We start from the raw sequence: 18,100 nt of genomic DNA, 5'->3' as shown, positions 1-18,100 counted from the left end.
GAAGGTTCGCAAACCTGCCCCCATCCCGACCGGTCCCGCTCTCTTCCGCCCTCTCCTCTCTCAATCCGTGAAAACCTTTCTGCGTCAACAGCTCGAGCGCTACGTGCAACGCCTCGGAGAACTCGATTTCCTGCTCTCCCGGGAAGACATCATGTCGGACATGGCGCAGTACCGCACCATCTCCCGCGAACACGCCGAGGTCACGCAGATCGCGGGCCGATACAGCCGCTACCTTCAGCGAGAAGCGGATGCGGCCGGGGCGCGCGAAATGCTCGACGACCCGGACATGGCGGAAATGGCGCGGGAGGAGATCACGAGCGCCGAAGCCGAATTGACGCAGCTCGAAGAGGAACTTCAGCGCCTGCTGCTTCCGAAGGACCCGGATGACGCACGCAACGCCTTTCTTGAAATCCGCGCTGGCACCGGCGGCGACGAGTCGGCCCTTTTTGCGGGCGACCTGCTTCGGATGTACACCCGGTATGCCGACCGTGTCGGCTGGCGCTGCGAGATCGTGAGCGAAAGCGAAAGCGAACTCGGCGGCTACAAGGAAGTCGTGATCCGTATCGTCGGGGACGACGTGTTCGGCAAGCTGCGCTTCGAATCCGGCGGTCACCGCGTGCAACGCGTGCCCGCCACCGAAACGCAAGGCCGCATTCATACCAGCGCCTGTACCGTTGCCGCGCTCGCAGAGCCGGACGAGGCCCAAGCCGTGCAGATCAACCCAGCCGACCTGCGCATCGACACCTTCCGCGCCAGCGGCGCAGGCGGCCAGCACATCAACAAGACCGATTCGGCGGTGCGCATCACGCACATTCCGACGGGCATTGTCGCGGAGTGCCAAGACGACCGGAGCCAGCATCGCAACAAGGCAAAGGCGCTGCAAGTACTTTCGGCGCGCATTCAAGAGAAGGAGCGCAGCGAACGGGCGGCCAAGGACGCTGCGCTGCGCAAGGGCCTCGTCGGCAGCGGCGACCGCAGCGACCGCATTCGCACCTACAACTTTCCGCAAGGGCGGCTCACGGATCACCGCATCAACCTGACGCTCTACAAGCTGCTGGCCATCATGGAAGGCGATCTCGGCGACGTGTTGGCAGCCTTGCAATCCGCACGTGAGGCCGAGCAACTGGCCGRGCTCGAAGCCAGCTTGCCCGCGTGAACACTTCTGACGCCAATGCACCCCTGACGCCGGCTCGCATGCTCGCTGCAGCGGCCGCTCGGGGACTTGAAAGGCTCGACGCACAGCTGCTGTTGCTGCACGTGCTGGGGCGCGCCGCGGACGAGCGCGCCTGGTTGCTTGCGCATGACACCGACACGCTTGCGGAAGGGTTCTGGCCCGTGTTTGAACGACTTTGCGAACGGCGAATGGCGGGGGAACCGGTCGCCTATCTGCTGGGCGAAAAAGAGTTTCACGGCCTGAGGCTGAAGGTCGACAGCCGCGTCCTGGTTCCTCGTCCGGACACAGAGACGCTCGTCGAGTGGGCGTTGCAGTGCCTGGAGGGGCTTGAAGCTCCCTCGGTGCTGGACCTCGGCACCGGCAGCGGCGCCATCGCGCTGGCGATCCAACACGCGCGTCGCGATGCTCGCGTCATGGCGGTGGATGCAAGCGCCGATGCACTTGCGGTGGCGCAAGCGAATGCGACAAGGCTCGGGCTTCCGGTGCGTTTCGCGCAGGCAGACTGGCTGGCGGGCGCCAATTGCGGGCTCGACCTGATCGTCTCGAATCCGCCCTACATCGCCAATGGCGACATCCATCTCGACGCTCTGCGCCACGAACCGCAAGGCGCACTTGTCTCCGGCGAAGACGGTCTGGACGACATCCGCCGCATCGTCCATTCGGCCCCAGCGCACCTGAAAGACGGCGGCTGGCTGCTCCTGGAACATGGCTACGACCAAAGCCAGCCCGTTCGACGGTTGCTGTCCCAGGCGGGTTTTCGCGAAACCCAAAGCCGCGACGACCTCGCCGGCATCGCGCGATGTTCCGGCGGGATCTGGCGCGCGGTGAAATAATCCGCCCAGCCAAACTCAGGAGTCACCCATGTCCGATGCCCAGCAACGCATTGACGATCTCGTCAAGACCAATGATCTTGTCCTCTTCATGAAGGGAAACGCCAGCTTTCCGATGTGCGGATTCTCGGGGCGCGCGATCCAGATCCTCAAGGCCGTCGGTGTCGACCCGCGAACACTCAAGACCGTCAACGTGCTGGAAGACGATGCCATTCGCCAAGGCATCAAGGAATACAGCCACTGGCCGACCATCCCGCAGCTCTACGTGAAGGGCGAGTTCGTCGGCGGCTCGGACATCCTGATGGAAATGTACGAATCCGGCGAATTGCAGCAGATGCTGAACGCGGCCTGACGCTCGCCCCCAGCCTCGCCCACTTCGTGTGGCTCTGCACCCCCTACCGGGGGCAACACCGGCGGCCCGGCAAAGCCGGTTCCGCGGTGTTTCACGAAAACGATGGGAGAAACCGTCATGAGTCATGATCACGGGGATGATGGGCACGCCCATGACGGGCCGGCCTGGAAGCACGATGGAGTGCGCGTCATTCCGGGCAACCAGCTCGACACGAACACGGCCCAGACGCCGGGCATGAACCGGGCGGCGGCCATCAACTTTGCGCGGGTGGGCGCGCAGAAGCTGTGGGCTGGTACGGTGACTATTCATGCGAATGCGAAGACCGGTGCGCATCACCACGGTCATCTCGAATCTGTGATCTATGTCGTTCGGGGTCGCGCCCGCATGCGATGGGGCGAGAAACTGGAATTCACGGCCGAGGCCGGTCCGGGCGATTTCATCTACGTGCCGCCGTATGTGCCGCATCAGGAAATCAACGCCAGCGAAACTGAAGCGCTCGAATGCGTGCTCTGCCGCAGCGACGGGCAGGCCGTGGCCATCAACCTCGACATCGAACCGGTCGAGAAGCCCGAATCCGTGCTGTGGGTCGATCCCACGCATCCGCAAGGCGGTATTTGAACTCTTTGCGACAAATCGACAAATTCGAGAAAACATGGGCATCTGCGAACGCCGGGCACGGCTTATGCTGTATCCAAGTGTTCGAAACCGGAGGTGTCCATGGATTCCCGCAGTCTCGTCCCAGCGTCGTCGTTCCAGTTGCCGGTCGCCAATCTGCGCAGCGTTTTTCAGACGCATGACGTCGAGCGCAAGCTCGCCAAGCTCCCCGATCGCGACCACGAGCACTTGCGAACGACCTACGAACGCATGCTCGAACGCGGTCCCGACCGCTTCCAGGTCAAACCAAGCGGCGTTCCCGAGATGTCCGGGCTCTACGCGCAGTTGCCAAACTTCACAGAAGTGCTCGACGACGTCCGGCGCCACGTTGCGCTCGCACAAGACAGCCGCGACGGCCTGGAAGTCACGCCGATGTTGCTGCTTGGGCCGCCAGGAGTCGGCAAGACTCACTTTGCGAGAAAACTCGCCGAGCTGCTTGGAACCGGAATGTCGCTGGTACCGATGAACTCGATGACGGCCGGCTGGCTGCTGTCCGGTGCATCTTCACAATGGAAGGGATCCAAGCCTGGCAAGGTGTTCGAAGCCTTGGTCGACGGTCAGTATGCGAATCCCGTGATGGTCATCGACGAAATCGACAAGGCAGGTGCCGACAGCCAATACGACCCGCTCGGCGCGCTCTACAACCTGCTGGAGCATGACACTGCGCATGCGTTCGTCGATGAATTTGCCGAAGTCCCGATCGACGCCAGCCAAGTGATCTGGATCACCACTGCAAATGACGAGCGCAGCATCCCCGAGCCGATCCTGAACCGGATGAATATCTTCGAGATCGAGGCACCGTCGCCGGATGCGTCGCGTCAGATCGCGCGCCAACTGTATGCGTCGATCCGGGGAGAACACGACTGGGGCCGGCTGCTGGCCGAAGAGCCGTCCGACGACGTTCTCGACCAGCTCGCCATCCTCTCGCCGCGCGAGATGCGGCGTGCGCTGATGACCGGATTCGGCAACGCCCGTCTGGCGCACCGGGGCGAGGTGCGCGTGGAGGACCTTCCGCGCGTCAGCACGCATCGAAACCGCATCGGCTTCGTGCAGTAGACGCGTGGCGAGGCACAGGGATCGGCTCAGGAAGGAAGGCGCTCGGCTCGTGGCACCATGTCGGTCTTCATCGACTGATCCATGACCCTGACTCAAAGCCTGCTCGTGATCGTTGCCCTTATCGCGACGAGCGCCTTCTTCTCCCTCGCCGAAATCTGCCTGGCCGCTTCTCGTCGCCTTCGCCTGCGTCAGATGGCGGACGAAGGCGACGCGCGCGCCGAGCGCGTGATGCGCATCCAGGAGCAGCCGGGCCACTATTTCACCGTCGTCCAGATCGGACTCAACGCGGTTGCCATCCTCGGTGGCGTCGTCGGCGAAGGTTCGCTGAGCCCCTACTACGCGCGCTTGTTCGAGCTTTGGTTGAGTGTAGAGGCGGCGCAGACTGCTGCCTTTCTCGCCTCTTTCGTCACGATCATTGCGGTGTTCCTCGTGTTCGCCGACCTCTTCCCGAAGCGGCTCGGCATGAGCAGCCCGGAGCAGCTTGCAGTTCGCATGGTCGGCCCGATGCAAGTGCTGATCACCACCTTCAAGCCCTTGGTGTGGTTCTTCACCACCAGCACCGACGTGCTCTTCAAGGTGCTCGGCATGCCCATGCAGCGCGACGAAAAGATCACGTCCGCCGACATCCTGGCGATGACCGAAGCGGGTGCCCGTGCGGGTGTTCTTGCGCTGCGCGAGCAGCAAGTCATCGCCAACGTGTTCGAATTGGATACGCGCCTAGTCAGCAGCGTCATGACTTCGCGGGAGCGCATAGCCTGGTTTCTCCGGGACGACCCGGAAACAGTGCTGCGCGCGCGCATCGTGGCCGAACCGTTTTCCGCCTACCCGGTGTGCGACGGGGACATCGATCATGTTCTCGGCTACGTGGACGCCAAGGACATGTTCCAGCGCGTGCTCAGCGGTCAGCCGCTCTCGTTCGAGCACGGCCTGCCATTGCACAAGGCGCTGGTCATTCCAGACAGGCTGTCATTGACCGAGGTCCTCGAACAATTTCAGCAGGCCCACGAAGACTTCGCGATCATCGTGAACGAATACAGCCTGGTGGTCGGCGTGATCACGCTCAATGACGTGATGAGCACAGTGATGGGCGACCTGGTCGGCGTGCAGGACGAAGAACAGCAGATCGTGAAGCGCGATGAGAACTCATGGCTGATTGATGGCGTGACCCCGATCCAGGACGTCCAACGAGCACTCGACATCGAGGAATTGCCGCACCCGGACGAGTACGAGACGCTCGCCGGCTTCCTCATGGTGATGCTTCGCCGCGTTCCCAAGCGGACGGACAGTGTGAGTTGGGCCGGCTACAGCTTCGAAGTGATGGACGTGGACAGTTTCCGAATCGACCAGGTGATGGTCACCCGCACGGCCGCGATCACCGCGAAGGTCTGAGGCTCAGTCCGGCCGCACATCCCGGCGTGGATCCTTGAACATCCACAGCCGCTGATTCGCGAACACTGCGTCGGGGTAAGGCGACTTGCCACGGCTCCCGTTGTAGCGGCCGAGCGTCATGAAGAGATCACCCGATTCCCGGTCGAGATAATGGCGCAGGATCACGCAGCCGAAGCGCAGATTGGTCTGCATGTGAAAGAGCTTCGACGGATCGCCATCGCCGATCACTCGGGTCCAGAACGGCATGACTTGCATGTAGCCTCTCGCGCCCGCGCTCGACATGGCGTACTTGCGAAAGTTGCTTTCCACCTGAACCAAGCCGAGCACGAGACTGACATCCAGACCGGCCCGGCGAGCCTCGTACCAGACCGTTTGCAGAAATTCCTTTCGCGTCGGCCAGTCGGGCAGCTTTTTCTTGAGGCGTTCGCTCATTTCGCCGAGCCAGCGCAAATAGGACAGGCGAGATTCGGTGTCCTTGAACTCCGGGACTGGCGGTGCGTTGTTGCGAATGGCCGACGTCAGCGCAGTGCGCACTGAGTCAATGAGCGGTTCCTCGATCTGTGCGCCGGCGAATGCCGGACGGGGCAATGTCAGGCACAACGCGCCGGAGGCCGCAGCGCCCAGACAGAGGCGCCGCGAGAAGCCGGCCGCATCCATGGGCCCCGCCAGGTTCATGCCACAGCCAGTTTGTCGGCAATGAAATCCGCAATTCCGCTGACAGGCACCTTCGTCGCACCCGCATCGCGGCGATGTTGATATTCGAACTGGCCTTCCTTCAGCCCGCGGTCGGAGATCACGACGCGGTGCGGTACGCCGATCAATTCCCAATCGGCGAACATCGCGCCTGGGCGCTCGCCGCGATCGTCGAGCAGTACATCGACGCCCTCAGCCAGGAGTTGCTCGTAAAGAGCTTCCGCCGCAACCTTGACTTCTGCGCTGCGATCCATGCCGATGGGGCAGACCACCACGGTGAAAGGTGCGATCGCATCGGGCCAGATGATGCCCCGGTCGTCGTGGTTTTGCTCGATCGCCGCGGCCGGCAGCCGGGTGATCCCGATGCCATAGCAGCCCATCTCGAGAAACTGGGGCTTGCCCGCTTCGTCGAGAAAGGTCGCATTCATGGGTTTGCTGTATTTGGTGCCAAGCACAAATACGTGGCCGACTTCGATGCCGCGTTCAATAGCCAGAACACCCTTCCCATCGGGCGACGGATCGCCGGCAACCACGTTGCGGATATCGGCAACAAGGTCCGGCTCAGGCAAGTCGCGACCCCAGTTGACACCGGTCATGTGGAAATCGACCTCATTGGCGCCGCAGATCCAGTCGGCCATGACGGCAACCTCGCGGTCGGCCACGATCTTGAGCGGCTGCTTCAGGTTCAGCGGGCCCAGATAACCCGGCTTGCAGCCAAAGTGATCCTCGATTTCGGCGACGGTGGCGAAGCGGAAGCCTTGGTCGAGGCCCGGCACCTTGCTTACCTTGATTTCGTTCATCTCATGGTCGCCGCGAATCAGCAGCAGCCAAACCTGGACGCCGACGAGGTTGCCGGCCGCATCTAGCTTGTCGGTCGCCAGGACCAGAGACTTCACGGTGGTCGAGAGCGGAACGCCCAGCAATTCGGCCACGTCCTCACAGGTACTCTTGCCAGGGGTGGGCGTCTTGGTGAGCGGTTTCGTCRCAGCGGCGCGCGGTCCCGCCGGGGCAAGCGCCTCGGCTTTCTCCATGTTGGCGGCGTAGTCGCTGTCGGGGCAAAAGACGATGGCGTCCTCGCCGGTGGCTGCGATGACCTGGAATTCCTGGCTCACGTCGCCGCCGATGGCGCCGCTGTCAGCTGCCACAGCACGATAGCGCAGGCCGAATCGATCGAAGATTCTCCGGTAGGCATCTGCCATCACCCGGTAGCTGGCTTTGGCGGCTTCGAGGTCGCGATCAAAGCTGTAGGCGTCCTTCATGATGAACTCGCGCCCTCGCATCAGGCCGAAGCGCGGACGCCGCTCGTCGCGGAACTTGGTCTGGATCTGATAGAGGTTCTTTGGCAGTTGCTTGTAGCTGCGAATCTCCTGGCGGGCGATGTCGGTCACGACTTCTTCGCTGGTCGGCTGGATCACGAACGAACGCTCATGGCGGTCCTTGATGCGCAGGAGCTCGAGGCCATAACCCTGAAATCGACCGCTCTCTTCCCAAAATTCGGCGGGCTGCACCACGGGCATGGTCAGCTCGACCGCGCCCGCCCGATCCATTTCTTCACGGACGATTGCCTCGACCTTGCGAATGACCCGAAGGCCCATCGGCATATAGGTATAGATGCCGGTGCCGAGCTTCTTGATCATGCCCGCGCGCATCATGAGACGGTGGCTCGCCACTTCGGCGTCAGCCGGCGCCTCTTTGAGGGTGGAAATGAAGAATCGGGAAGCTTTCATTGGACGCGCAAATGAGGGATACGGGCAGGGCTCGGATGACAGGGCGGAAGCGCCCGGAACTGGCTGCTTGCCGTACGCAAGCCGGCAGGCATAATCGGCTCAGTTCAAAAATTGGGGTTTGATTATGCTCGACCGGGACGGCTTCAGGCCCAACGTCGGCATCATCCTGCTCAACCAGAGAAACCAGGTTTTCTGGGGCAAGCGTATTCGTACACACTCCTGGCAGTTTCCTCAAGGCGGCATCGATCGCGGCGAAAGTCCCGAGCAGGCCATGTTCCGGGAATTGCACGAGGAAGTGGGTCTCCACCCGGAGCATGTGCGCATCGTGGCCCGTACCCGTGACTGGTTGCGCTACGAGGTGCCGGATCGGTTCATCCGCCGTGACGCGCGCGGCCACTACAAGGGTCAAAAGCAGATCTGGTATTTGCTGCAGTTGATCGGTCACGATTGGGATCTCAACCTGCGCGCCACCGACCATCCGGAATTCGACGCGTGGCGGTGGCACGACTACTGGGTCCCGCTGGACGTCGTCGTCGAATTCAAGCGCGGCGTCTATGAGATGGCATTGACCGAACTCGCCCGCTATCTCCCTCGTCAGGATTTCCGCAACCGCTTTCTGCGCAGCAACGTGCGCGCACGCGAATTTGAGCGCCACCCGTCCGGCGGGGGCCATGAACCTACTTTCGAGCTGCCGCCCGGCGCCAGCTTCGACCCGAATCCGAATGCAAATATTGCGAACGACTCTCCCTCGACACCTGACCCATTTCATGCGCCGCGCTAGCTGGAACGTGGCCATTGCATGCGCGATTGGAGCTTCGAGCCTCGCCCACGCGCAATTGTTCGACGACGCCGACTGGAAGGAAAGCGAAGCGCCCCCACCTCCCGCCTTCGCTCAGGACAAGCTGATCGACATCGACATGCCACGCTACATGAGCCTGAAGTTCGGCGTCGATCCGGCCACCATCAAGGTGACAGGCGACGGCATCGTCCGCTACGTGGTCGTCGCTGCCAATCGTGAAAACGGCGGATTCAACGCCTTCTACGAAGGCATCCGCTGCGCAACCGATCAATACAAGACCTACGCCCACTTCAGCAACGGCGCGTGGGAACAGCAGCGCGATCCCGAATGGAAGCATTTCAATGAGAGGAGTTCGCGCTACGCCAAGGCGCTGGCCCACCAGGGGCTGTGTCGCGGCCATGCTCCGCGCGCGTCCGTCAGCGAGATGGTTCGATACCTGAAGGCCCCGATCCGCGAGACCGAATGATTCGTCAGTGGGCGCCAGGCATCAGGACCATGTTGTCCCGATGGACCATCTCAGCCTCAGCGACATAGCCGAGAAGCCGCTCGAATTCCGCTGACGGCTTGCGGCAGAGCATGCGGGCCTCAGCACTGGAATAATTGGCCAGACCACGCGCGAGTTCAAATCCGCGATCATCTCGTATGGCGATCACGTCGCCGCGCGAAAACTCACCCTCGACAGCGGTCATGCCGATCGGCAACAGGCTCTTGCCTTCGGTGCGCACCTTGGTGGCCGCACCTGCGTCGACCGATACGGCGCCACGCAATTGAAGATGATCGGCCATCCAGCGCTTGCGCGCCTGATGTTTGGCGGTTTGGGCCAGCAAAAGCGTACCAATGGACTCGCCGCGCGAGAGCCGAAGCAGTGCATCGGGCTCGCGGCCCCAGGCGATCACGGTCGATGCGCCAGACGCTGCAGCGCGCTTGGCTGCGAGGATCTTGGTAATCATCCCTCCGCGGCCGATGCTGCTGCCGGCGCCACCGGCCATGACCTCGAGTGCAGGATCCCCCGCCGCAGCTTCATGTACGAAGCGAGCATCGGGAGCTTTGCGTGGATCTGCAGTGAAAAGGCCCTTCTGGTCCGTCAAAATGACCAGCGCGTCGGCCTCCACCAGGTTAGCGACCAACGCGCCCAGCGTATCGTTGTCGCCGAACTTGATCTCATCATTGACGACCGTGTCGTTCTCATTGATGACGGGAACCACGCCAAGCGCAAGCAAGGTCACGAGAGTGGAGCGCGCATTGAGGTAGCGCTCGCGATCCGCAAGGTCTGCATGCGTCAGCAATACCTGTGCACTACCTATCCCGTTTTCGCGCAGCTTCGTTTCGTAGATCTGCGCCAGACCCATCTGACCCACTGCCGCGGCTGCCTGCAGTTCATGGACTTCATGCGGGCGAACACGCCAACCCAGTCGCTTCATCCCTTCGGCGATCGCACCGCTCGACACCATCACGACCTCTCGGCCATCGCGCACCAGCGTTGCGAGTTGGCGGCACCACTCGCCAATGGCGTTTTCGTCGAGGCCTCGCCCTTCATTGGTGACCAGGCTTGAGCCCACCTTGACAACGATGCGGCGCGCATCGTGGAGCACGGATGAAGCAGAACTTGAAGGCATGGAGCTATGACTGACTGGATGGCTGCTGGAATGTCCGCCTTGGCTTGCACTCACGAAAACCGCGGATCGATTTCGGTCGGCGGCTGCTCAGCCACCTGTTGAGCCTTGACGTGCTGATAAATCGCCTGCACCAGAGGCTCGCACCCTTCTCGGGTGAGCGCGGAGATCTCAAAGACCGGCCCTTTGAACCGCAATCTCTTGACGAAATCCTTGACGCGCGCGGCGCGGTCGTCGAGGGGGATCATGTCCAGCTTGTTCAAGACTAGCCAACGAGGCTTCTCATAGAGAGCGGCGTCGTATTTCTTGAGCTCACCAGCGATCGACTTCGCCTGGGCCACCGGATCGACGCCCTCATCGAACGGCGCCAGATCGATGATGTGCAGAAGAAGTCGGGTGCGCTGCAGATGACGCAAGAACAGGTGGCCGAGGCCGGCGCCTTCGGACGCGCCTTCGATCAGTCCCGGGAGATCGGCGACTACAAAGCTCTGCTCCGGGCCTACGCGAACGACCCCGAGGTTCGGGTGCAGCGTCGTGAAAGGGTAATCAGCGATGCGAGGACGAGCGTTCGAAATAGCACTGATCAGCGTCGACTTGCCGGCATTGGGCATGCCCAGCAAACCAACGTCGGCCAACACTTTGAGTTCGAGCTTGAGGCTCTTCTTCTCGCCGGGCCACCCAGGAGTTTTCTGGCGAGGAGCGCGATTGATGGCGCTCTTGAATCGCATGTTGCCAAACCCGCCGTCGCCGCCCTTGGCAATCGTGATGACCTCGCCGGGCGTCAGCAGTTCGTACAGCACCTCGCCGGTTTCCGCGTCGGAAATGATGGTTCCGACCGGCATCTTGAGCGTGATGTCGTCGCCGGCGGCACCGAACATGTCCGACCCCATCCCATGCTGGCCCCGCTTGGCCTCATGTCGGCGCGAAAAGCGGAAGTCAACCAGAGTGTTGAGGCTCGGATCAGCTACAGCGAATACGTGGCCACCTCGCCCTCCGTCTCCGCCGTTCGGTCCACCGAATTCCTTGTACTTCTCATGACGGAACGACACGCAGCCATTGCCGCCATCGCCGGCGGCAATGTCGATGAAGGCTTCGTCAACGAACTTCATGAGGTATCCAGTTTACAAATGAAGAAGCCCCGGCAAAGCGGGGCTCCGAAAAGATCGAAGTGACTGGCTTAAGCCGGGGTCACGTTGACCATGTGCTTGTTAAGTGCGCCCTTGGTCCCGAAGGAGACGTGGCCATCGACCAGCGCAAACAGCGTATGGTCTTTGCCGACACCGACGTTGACGCCGGGGTGGAATTGCGTGCCGCGTTGACGCACGATGATCGAGCCTGCACTGATCAACTCGCCGCCGAAAGCCTTCACCCCGAGCATCTTGGGCTTCGAGTCGCGCCCGTTTCGCGTAGAGCCGCCGCCTTTTTTCTGTGCCATGGAATCAACTCCTTAGCCGGCAATCGCGCCAATTTGCAATTCGGTGAATTGCTGGCGATGGCCTTGACGTTTCTGATAATGCTTGCGACGACGCATCTTGAAGATGTGAACCTTGTCGTGCTTGCCGTGCGACAGCACAGTGGCTGTTACAGATGCGCCGGACACCAGGGGCGTACCAACCTTGATTTCGCTGCCGTCGCCGACTGCGAGAACTTGGTCGATCACGATTTCCTGGCCTACGTCCGCAGCAATCTGTTCTACTTTAATTTTTTCGCCGGAAGCAACGCGATACTGCTTGCCACCGGTTTTTATGACCGCGTACATGTGGACCTCTTGGGAAAAGATGGCTCTACGGCAAATTCCGCAGAGCCCAAGATTCTAGCATGCAYCTGCTGGCCAAGCACCCACACCTTATCGCCTCAGGCCTGCAAAGCTCTGGCCTCTCTATAATCAGCGCTTCCGGCCCAGCGCCATCGTCGCCCCCTTCGCAGCGCGCAAGCGCCCTCGCCTTGTCAGTTCTCGCCGCAGATTCTTCCCCCGTCGCCAGCGTCCTCAGCCTGATCGCGGAGGATATGGCCGGAGTCGATCTCGTCATCGAGCGCCGCCTAGACACTGGTGTTCCGCTCGTGAGTCAGGTGTCAAAGTACATCATCTCTGCGGGCGGCAAACGCCTGCGCCCGGCGCTGCTCCTGCTGATGGCCGGTGCACTGGGCTACAAGGGCGAACAGCGCTTCAACTTGGCTGCCGTTGTGGAATTCATCCATACGGCGACACTGCTTCACGACGACGTAGTGGACGAATCAACGCTTCGGCGTGGGCGGCCGACCGCGAACGAATACTTCGGCAACCCCGCCAGCGTGCTCGTGGGCGACTTTCTCTATTCGCGTGCATTCCAGATGATGCTGGACGCACACAACATGCGCGTCATGGAGATCCTCGCCGAGGCAACCAACGTCATCGCAGAAGGAGAAGTTCTCCAACTTATGAACATGCATGACGCCTCGCTGGACGAGGAAGCCTACCTCAAGGTGATTCGCTCAAAGACCGCCAAGCTCTTCGAGGCAAGCACTCGCCTTGCCGCGGTACTTGCCGATACAACACCCGAAATCGAAGAGGCATGTGCCACCTACGGGCAGGCGCTCGGCACAGCATTCCAAGTCATCGACGATGTTCTGGACTACGCAGGCGACGCGAACGAAACCGGCAAGAACGTCGGAGATGATCTGCGGGAGGGCAAGACGACCCTTCCCTTGATCCTGGCAATGCAACGAGGCAACCAACGCCAACGAGACCTCATCCGCACAGCCATCGAAGCTGGCGACACAACGCAGTTGCCGCAGATCGTCGCCATCGTGCGGGAAACGGGCGCTCTCGAGGCGACAAGGGATGCTGCGGCCGCAGAAGCTCAGCGCGCCATTGATGCGCTTCATGGTTTTCCTGCGAATTCGCACTCTGCCGGTTTGCTACAATTAGCGGCTCAGTTGCTTGAGCGACGCGCCTAAGTCACCCACAAAGGACGACTCTCTTTTTCGCAACATCGGGGTGTAGCTTAGCCTGGTAGAGCGCTACGTTCGGGACGTAGAGGCCGGAGGTTCGAATCCTCTCACCCCGACCAGATATCCGCTGGAAACCAAACGTCCCAGCACATCAATCTGCCTGCCCTGCAAGGGGGCGCGAAGTGCAGATCATCTCCTGAAGGTCCTTCAATTCCCTCGACCTCCTCGGTCTGCTGCTAAGATGCTTTTTCGTCTTCTGACAGAGGCCGGAGCCCACAATCTTCGCTGCGGAACCACCTTTCAAGCTGCAAATGCCAAATGCTCCGCGACGGACGCCTCGCAGAGGTTTACAGCCCCGGAGTGATCAGCGATGATCGTGAAGCACTTTTTCACGTTTCTTACATTGTTGAATGGCCGCTGCCGAACCCCTTGTTAAAGAAAGCTCGCCTGTAGCCCTTCCGGGCTTGGCGCGCGCATTGGTCTCGGCTGGAAAACTCCCCGCCAAGGTTGCGGAAGACATTTATCAGAAGTCGCTTAGCGGGCGCACCAGCTTCATTGCAGAGCTGACTGGCACGGGCGCTGTGTCGGCAGCTGACTTGGCGCATACGCTTTCCACAGCTTTCGGGGCACCGCTGCTCGACCTCGATGCCATTGATCCACAGCGCCTTCCCAAGGACCTGCTGGACGCCAAGCTCTGTCAGGCCTACAGGGTCGTTGTGCTCAGCAAGCGCAATAATCGTCTCATTGTTGCCACAGCAGATCCTTCCGACCAGCAAGCTGCCGAAAAGATCAAGTTCGCCTCGCAGATGGGCGTCGACTGGGTCATCGCCGAGTACGACAAGCTCTCTCGCATGATCGAAGCGGCGGCCGTCACGGCCTCCGAAACCATCGACAGCATCATCGGCTCCGAGTTCGAGTTCGACGAGATCTCGACGGATACGCCCGGTGAGACACCCGACCAAGCCGTCGCCGAGGTCGAGGATGCGCCAGTCGTCCGGTTCCTCCACAAAATGCTGCTCGACGCGTTCAGCATGCGCGCATCTGACATCCACTTCGAGCCCTACGAGCACAACTACCGGGTTCGCTTCCGCATCGACGGAGAACTGCGCGAAATCGCGAGCCCGCCAACCGTCATCAAGGACAAGTTGGCATCGCGCATCAAGGTGATCTCGAGGCTGGACATCTCGGAGAAGCGCATTCCCCAAGACGGCCGGATGAAGCTGAAGATCGGTCCTGATCGCGTGATCGACTTCCGGGTGAGCACCCTGCCCACCCTTTTCGGTGAAAAGATCGTCATCCGTATTCTTGACCCGAGCAGTGCGCGGCTGGGCATTGATGCCCTCGGCTATGACGCCGACGAAAAGGAGCGTCTGCTGCAAGCCATTGCCAGGCCTTATGGGATGGTGCTGGTCACCGGGCCCACGGGCTCCGGCAAGACGGTGTCGCTGTACACCTGTCTGAACATGCTCAACAAACCGGGCGTCAACATCGCGACGGCGGAAGATCCTTCCGAAATCAATTTGCCTGGCGTGAACCAGGTCAACGTCAACGACAAAGCAGGCCTGACTTTTGCCGCAGCACTGCGTGCTTTCCTGCGCCAGGATCCCGACATCATCATGGTCGGCGAAATCCGGGACTTGGAGACCGCCGACATTTCGATCAAGGCCGCCCAAACAGGTCATCTTGTGCTCTCGACCCTGCATACGAATGACGCCCCTACGACCTTGACGCGAATGCGTAATATGGGAATCGCCCCCTTCAATATTGCGTCGAGCGTAATCTTGATTACTGCACAGCGCCTTGCAAGACGCTTGTGCACGGTTTGCCGCGCGCCGTCGGACGTGCCCAAACAAGCGTTGCTGGACGCCGGCTTCAAGGAGCACGATATCAATGGCACCTGGAAGCCCTATCACCCCGTCGGATGCTCTGCCTGCAATGGTGGCTACAAAGGTCGCGTCGGCATTTACCAAGTGATGCCGATCAGCGAGGAAATTCAGAAGATCATTCTTCGCGACGGTTCCTCACTGGACATCGCCAAGCAAGCCGAGGCCGAGGGCGTGCGTTCGCTCCGTCAGTCAGGATTGAAGAAAGTCATGCAGGGACTGACGTCACTTGAAGAAGTGCTCGCGGTCACCAACGAGTAGCACCGAGAAGCGGAGAATCAATGGCAACGGCAGCAGCATCAAACCGAACGCTCAAGGAATACGTATTCGAGTGGGAAGGCAAAGACCGCAGCGGAAAGACAGTCCGCGGCGAGGTCCGGGCTGCTGGCGAAAACCAGGTACAGGCGGCGCTTCGACGGCAAGGCGTGCTGACGACGAAGATCAAGAAGCGTCGCATGCGCTCCGGCAAGGCGATCAAGCCGAAGGACATCGCCATCTTCACGCGCCAGTTGGCAACGATGATGAAGGCGGGCGTCCCCCTGCTGCAAGCCTTCGATATCGTGGGCCGCGGGAACGCCAATCCGAGCGTGGCCAAGCTGCTGAACGACATTCGCAGCGACGTGGAAACCGGCACCTCCCTCTCCGCCGCCTTTCGCAAGTTCCCGAAGTACTTCGACAACCTCTACTGCAATCTCGTCGAGGCCGGCGAGGCCGCCGGTATTCTTGAGGACCTGCTCGACCGCCTGGCCACTTACATGGAGAAGACGGAGGCGATCAAGTCGAAGATCAAATCGGCCCTGATGTATCCGACTTCCGTGATCGTGGTTGCGTTCGTGGTCGTGGCGATCATCATGATCTTCGTGATCCCCGCGTTCAAGCAGGTGTTCACGTCCTTCGGCGCAGACTTGCCTGCCCCGACGCTGATCGTCATGGGCATCAGCGAGTTCTTCGTCTCCTACTGGTGGTTGATCTTCGGAGTGATCGGCGGTGGAACGTACTTCTTCCTGCAAGCATGGAAGCGCAACGAGCGCGTTCAAAAAGTCATGGACCGGCTTCTGCTTCGCCTACCGATCTTCGGCGCGCTCATCGACAAGTCGTGCGTCGCACGCTGGACGCGAACACTTGCCACCATGTTTGCAGCAGGCGTCCCACTGGTCGAAGCACTCGATTCGGTCGGTGGTGCTTCCGGCAACTCTGTCTATGCGGAGGCCACGACCAAGATTCAGCAGGAAGTGTCGACCGGCACAAGCCTGACCACAGCGATGACCAACGCCAATCTGTTCCCTTCGATGGTCTTGCAGATGACTGCTATCGGAGAGGAATCGGGCTCTATCGACCACATGCTGGGCAAAGCCGCAGACTTCTACGAGAGCGAAGTCGATGACATGGTCGCCGGTCTCTCGAGCCTGATGGAACCCATCATCATCGTGTTCCTCGGGGTGATCATCGGCGGAATCGTCGTTTCGATGTATCTGCCCATCTTCAAGCTCGGTCAGGTCGTCTGATGCTCGTTTCGCAGGGGGTGGATGCCGCACTGGCCGGCTTGCTCGGATTGTTGATCGGCAGCTTCCTGAATGTCGTCATCTATCGCTTGCCCAAAATGCTCGAGCAGCAATGGGCGGCCGACTGCGCCAGCCTGAATGATTCGGAGCCTCCGTCCGCGGAGCGTTTCAATCTGATGGTGCCGCACTCGCGCTGCCAACAATGCGGCCACGTCATTCGCTGGTACGAGAACATTCCAGTGCTCAGCTATCTGCTTCTGCGCGGGAAGTGTTCGGCATGCAAGACGACCATCAGCATGCGTTATCCGGTGGTCGAACTGGTGACGGCTGCGCTCTTCGCGTGGTGCGTCTGGCGCATGCCAGGCTCCCTTGGGGGCCTCGCATGGTGTGGATTCGCAGCAGCCTTGCTGGCGTTGGCGCTGATCGACTGGGATACGACCCTCCTGCCTGACGACATCACACTTCCGTTGCTATGGGCAGGGTTGCTGGCGTCGATGGCCGGCTTCACCGGAACTTCGATAACGAACGCCATCTGGGGGGCGGTTGCCGGCTACTGTTCGCTCTGGGCCGTCTATTGGCTGTTCAAACTGACGACAGGGAAGGAAGGGATGGGCTACGGCGACTTCAAGCTGTTTGCTGCATTCGGCGCCTGGTTCGGCTGGCAGGCCTTGGTACCGATCATCCTGATGGCATCGGTCATCGGCGTGATCGTCGGAGTCGCACTCAAGATCAACAGCAAGCTTCGCGAAGGCGGCTACGTGCCGTTCGGGCCTTTCCTCGCGGGGGCGGGCTTCACCGCCATGGTCTTCGGCCCCGATGCGATTCTCCGAGTGGTTGGCCTTTGAGAAGGACACTCGAATCATGCGCATCGGGCTGACCGGCGGCATAGGAAGCGGCAAGAGCACGGTCGCCTCCGAACTGGTTGCGCTGGGCGCGAATCTGGTCGATACCGATGCCATCGCGAGAGCGATGACTGCGCCGGGCGGCGCTGCGATGCCCGCATTGGAAGCCGAATTCGGCCGCTCCATCGTCACGCCCGAAGGCAGCATGGACCGCGCGCGCATGAGGGAAATCGCGTTTCTCGACCCCATGTCCAAGAGGCGGCTGGAAACCATCCTGCATCCGCTGATTGGAGTGGAGTGCGAGCGCCAAGCTGCCGCAGCGGTCACAGGACAACCCATCGTGTTCGACGTGCCGCTGCTGGTGGAATCAAAGCGTTGGCGTGGCATCGTCGATCGCGTTCTGGTGATCGACGCCAGCGAACAGACGCAACTCGAACGCGTGATCGCAAGGTCAGGCTGGACGCCCGATGCAGTCCGCGCGGTGATTGCCCAACAAGCCCATCGTGCTTTGCGCAGGGCGGCAGCAGATGCGGTGATCTACAACGAGCGGTTGACTCTTGCGGAACTCTCTTCCGTCGTGCGGGGTCTCTGGAAGCAGTGGACGGTCGCGGGCACGCGATAATCCGTGGCTAAGCCGGCCCTGCGCCGGACAACA

Annotated in this window: 19 protein-coding genes and 1 tRNA gene; 14 read left to right on the top strand and 6 right to left on the bottom strand. The window is 61.1% G+C overall.

Annotation, left to right across the window (positions count from 1 at the left end; genetic code table 11):
- The first annotated feature begins 67 nt into the window (after nucleotides 1-67).
- The 6 genes from prfA to paeA all read left to right on the top strand — a co-directional run bounded on the left by prfA (nucleotide 68) and on the right by paeA (nucleotide 5,455).
- Nucleotides 68-1,156, top strand: coding sequence for a peptide chain release factor 1 (gene prfA / locus AC1DMA_RS20650; protein WP_478145351.1), 1,089 nt, complete (start codon nucleotides 68-70; stop codon nucleotides 1,154-1,156).
- 38 nt (nucleotides 1,157-1,194) lie between these two features.
- Nucleotides 1,195-2,007, top strand: a complete 813-nt coding sequence (gene prmC / locus AC1DMA_RS20645) for a peptide chain release factor N(5)-glutamine methyltransferase (RefSeq protein WP_478145403.1) — start codon at nucleotides 1,195-1,197, stop codon at nucleotides 2,005-2,007.
- 28 nt (nucleotides 2,008-2,035) lie between these two features.
- The gene (grxD, locus tag AC1DMA_RS20640) at nucleotides 2,036-2,356 is read left to right on the top strand and encodes a Grx4 family monothiol glutaredoxin (protein ID WP_478125527.1); all 321 of its coding nucleotides are present in this window, start codon (nucleotides 2,036-2,038) and stop codon (nucleotides 2,354-2,356) included.
- Nucleotides 2,357-2,473: 117 nt separating this feature from the next.
- Nucleotides 2,474-2,974: a cupin domain-containing protein gene (locus tag AC1DMA_RS20635; RefSeq protein WP_478145350.1), complete on the top strand. Its 501-nt coding sequence runs from the start codon at nucleotides 2,474-2,476 to the stop codon at nucleotides 2,972-2,974.
- A 99-nt stretch (nucleotides 2,975-3,073) separates the two neighbouring features.
- A complete protein-coding gene (locus AC1DMA_RS20630; RefSeq protein WP_478125525.1) occupies nucleotides 3,074-4,066 on the top strand; it encodes an AAA family ATPase in 993 nt (330 codons plus the stop codon).
- 81 nt (nucleotides 4,067-4,147) lie between these two features.
- Complete coding sequence (gene paeA / locus AC1DMA_RS20625; protein ID WP_478125524.1) at nucleotides 4,148-5,455, top strand: polyamine export protein PaeA; 1,308 nt, start codon at nucleotides 4,148-4,150, stop codon at nucleotides 5,453-5,455.
- Between the two features lie 3 nt (nucleotides 5,456-5,458).
- On the opposite strand, the gene AC1DMA_RS20620 is transcribed toward paeA, so the two are convergent.
- A complete protein-coding gene (locus tag AC1DMA_RS20620) occupies nucleotides 5,459-6,130 on the bottom strand; it encodes a lytic transglycosylase domain-containing protein (RefSeq protein ID WP_478125523.1) in 672 nt (223 codons plus the stop codon).
- A complete protein-coding gene (locus tag AC1DMA_RS20615) occupies nucleotides 6,127-7,875 on the bottom strand; it encodes a proline--tRNA ligase (RefSeq protein ID WP_478145349.1) in 1,749 nt (582 codons plus the stop codon). Before AC1DMA_RS20615 ends, AC1DMA_RS20620 begins: the two co-directional genes overlap by 4 nt.
- Nucleotides 7,876-7,999: 124 nt before the next feature.
- On the opposite strand from AC1DMA_RS20615, the gene AC1DMA_RS20610 reads away from it, so the two are divergent.
- Together AC1DMA_RS20610 and AC1DMA_RS20605 are read left to right on the top strand one after the other, a co-directional pair.
- Entirely contained in the window at nucleotides 8,000-8,656 is a 657-nt protein-coding gene (locus AC1DMA_RS20610) for an RNA pyrophosphohydrolase (RefSeq protein ID WP_478125837.1), read from the top strand.
- Nucleotides 8,643-9,140 (top strand): CNP1-like family protein, encoded by a 498-nt coding sequence (locus AC1DMA_RS20605; protein WP_478145348.1) that lies wholly within the window; start codon nucleotides 8,643-8,645, stop codon nucleotides 9,138-9,140. Before AC1DMA_RS20610 ends, AC1DMA_RS20605 begins: the two co-directional genes overlap by 14 nt.
- A 4-nt stretch (nucleotides 9,141-9,144) precedes the next feature.
- On the opposite strand, the gene proB is transcribed toward AC1DMA_RS20605, so the two are convergent.
- The 4 genes from proB to rplU all read right to left on the bottom strand — a co-directional run bounded on the left by proB (nucleotide 9,145) and on the right by rplU (nucleotide 12,046).
- Nucleotides 9,145-10,290 (bottom strand): glutamate 5-kinase, encoded by a 1,146-nt coding sequence (gene proB, locus AC1DMA_RS20600; RefSeq protein WP_478145347.1) that lies wholly within the window; start codon nucleotides 10,288-10,290, stop codon nucleotides 9,145-9,147.
- A 50-nt stretch (nucleotides 10,291-10,340) separates the two neighbouring features.
- Nucleotides 10,341-11,396, bottom strand: a complete 1,056-nt coding sequence (cgtA, locus tag AC1DMA_RS20595) for an Obg family GTPase CgtA (RefSeq protein WP_478125519.1) — start codon at nucleotides 11,394-11,396, stop codon at nucleotides 10,341-10,343.
- A 68-nt stretch (nucleotides 11,397-11,464) separates the two neighbouring features.
- Nucleotides 11,465-11,722: a 50S ribosomal protein L27 gene (rpmA, locus tag AC1DMA_RS20590; protein ID WP_478125518.1), complete on the bottom strand. Its 258-nt coding sequence runs from the start codon at nucleotides 11,720-11,722 to the stop codon at nucleotides 11,465-11,467.
- 12 nt (nucleotides 11,723-11,734) lie between these two features.
- Nucleotides 11,735-12,046 carry a 50S ribosomal protein L21 gene (rplU, locus tag AC1DMA_RS20585; RefSeq protein WP_478145346.1) on the bottom strand — a complete coding sequence of 104 codons (312 nt, stop codon included), beginning with the start codon at nucleotides 12,044-12,046 and terminating at the stop codon, nucleotides 11,735-11,737.
- A gap of 185 nt (nucleotides 12,047-12,231) precedes the next feature.
- Between rplU and AC1DMA_RS20580 the strand changes: the two genes are divergently transcribed.
- The 6 genes from AC1DMA_RS20580 to coaE all read left to right on the top strand — a co-directional run bounded on the left by AC1DMA_RS20580 (nucleotide 12,232) and on the right by coaE (nucleotide 18,067).
- Nucleotides 12,232-13,224 (top strand): polyprenyl synthetase family protein, encoded by a 993-nt coding sequence (locus AC1DMA_RS20580; RefSeq protein WP_478125516.1) that lies wholly within the window; start codon nucleotides 12,232-12,234, stop codon nucleotides 13,222-13,224.
- 36 nt (nucleotides 13,225-13,260) lie between these two features.
- A tRNA-Pro gene (locus tag AC1DMA_RS20575) sits at nucleotides 13,261-13,337 on the top strand.
- A gap of 291 nt (nucleotides 13,338-13,628) precedes the next feature.
- Entirely contained in the window at nucleotides 13,629-15,362 is a 1,734-nt protein-coding gene (gene pilB, locus AC1DMA_RS20570; protein WP_478125515.1) for a type IV-A pilus assembly ATPase PilB, read from the top strand.
- A gap of 20 nt (nucleotides 15,363-15,382) precedes the next feature.
- Entirely contained in the window at nucleotides 15,383-16,606 is a 1,224-nt protein-coding gene (locus AC1DMA_RS20565) for a type II secretion system F family protein (RefSeq protein WP_478125514.1), read from the top strand.
- Nucleotides 16,606-17,448 carry a prepilin peptidase gene (locus AC1DMA_RS20560; RefSeq protein WP_478145345.1) on the top strand — a complete coding sequence of 281 codons (843 nt, stop codon included), beginning with the start codon at nucleotides 16,606-16,608 and terminating at the stop codon, nucleotides 17,446-17,448. Before AC1DMA_RS20565 ends, AC1DMA_RS20560 begins: the two co-directional genes overlap by 1 nt.
- Before the next feature lie 16 nt (nucleotides 17,449-17,464).
- Nucleotides 17,465-18,067, top strand: a complete 603-nt coding sequence (coaE, locus tag AC1DMA_RS20555) for a dephospho-CoA kinase (protein WP_478125512.1) — start codon at nucleotides 17,465-17,467, stop codon at nucleotides 18,065-18,067.
- Nucleotides 18,068-18,100: the final 33 nt, after the last annotated feature.

This window comes from Variovorax sp. 05N34, assembly GCF_056397405.1.
This window is presented reverse-complemented; position numbering and strand designations above follow the sequence as displayed.

Coding starts and splice junctions, on each gene's coding strand:
- prmC (WP_478145403.1), top strand. CDS start 1,195: ATGCTCGCTGCAGCGGCCGCTCGGGGACTTGAAAGGCTCGACGCACAG.
- grxD (WP_478125527.1), top strand. CDS start 2,036: ATGTCCGATGCCCAGCAACGCATTGACGATCTCGTCAAGACCAATGAT.
- AC1DMA_RS20635 (WP_478145350.1), top strand. CDS start 2,474: ATGAGTCATGATCACGGGGATGATGGGCACGCCCATGACGGGCCGGCC.
- AC1DMA_RS20630 (WP_478125525.1), top strand. CDS start 3,074: ATGGATTCCCGCAGTCTCGTCCCAGCGTCGTCGTTCCAGTTGCCGGTC.
- paeA (WP_478125524.1), top strand. CDS start 4,148: ATGACCCTGACTCAAAGCCTGCTCGTGATCGTTGCCCTTATCGCGACG.
- AC1DMA_RS20620 (WP_478125523.1), bottom strand. CDS start 6,130: ATGAACCTGGCGGGGCCCATGGATGCGGCCGGCTTCTCGCGGCGCCTC.
- AC1DMA_RS20610 (WP_478125837.1), top strand. CDS start 8,000: ATGCTCGACCGGGACGGCTTCAGGCCCAACGTCGGCATCATCCTGCTC.
- AC1DMA_RS20605 (WP_478145348.1), top strand. CDS start 8,643: ATGCGCCGCGCTAGCTGGAACGTGGCCATTGCATGCGCGATTGGAGCT.
- proB (WP_478145347.1), bottom strand. CDS start 10,290: ATGCCTTCAAGTTCTGCTTCATCCGTGCTCCACGATGCGCGCCGCATC.
- cgtA (WP_478125519.1), bottom strand. CDS start 11,396: ATGAAGTTCGTTGACGAAGCCTTCATCGACATTGCCGCCGGCGATGGC.
- rpmA (WP_478125518.1), bottom strand. CDS start 11,722: ATGGCACAGAAAAAAGGCGGCGGCTCTACGCGAAACGGGCGCGACTCG.
- rplU (WP_478145346.1), bottom strand. CDS start 12,046: ATGTACGCGGTCATAAAAACCGGTGGCAAGCAGTATCGCGTTGCTTCC.
- pilB (WP_478125515.1), top strand. CDS start 13,629: ATGGCCGCTGCCGAACCCCTTGTTAAAGAAAGCTCGCCTGTAGCCCTT.
- AC1DMA_RS20565 (WP_478125514.1), top strand. CDS start 15,383: ATGGCAACGGCAGCAGCATCAAACCGAACGCTCAAGGAATACGTATTC.
- AC1DMA_RS20560 (WP_478145345.1), top strand. CDS start 16,606: ATGCTCGTTTCGCAGGGGGTGGATGCCGCACTGGCCGGCTTGCTCGGA.
- coaE (WP_478125512.1), top strand. CDS start 17,465: ATGCGCATCGGGCTGACCGGCGGCATAGGAAGCGGCAAGAGCACGGTC.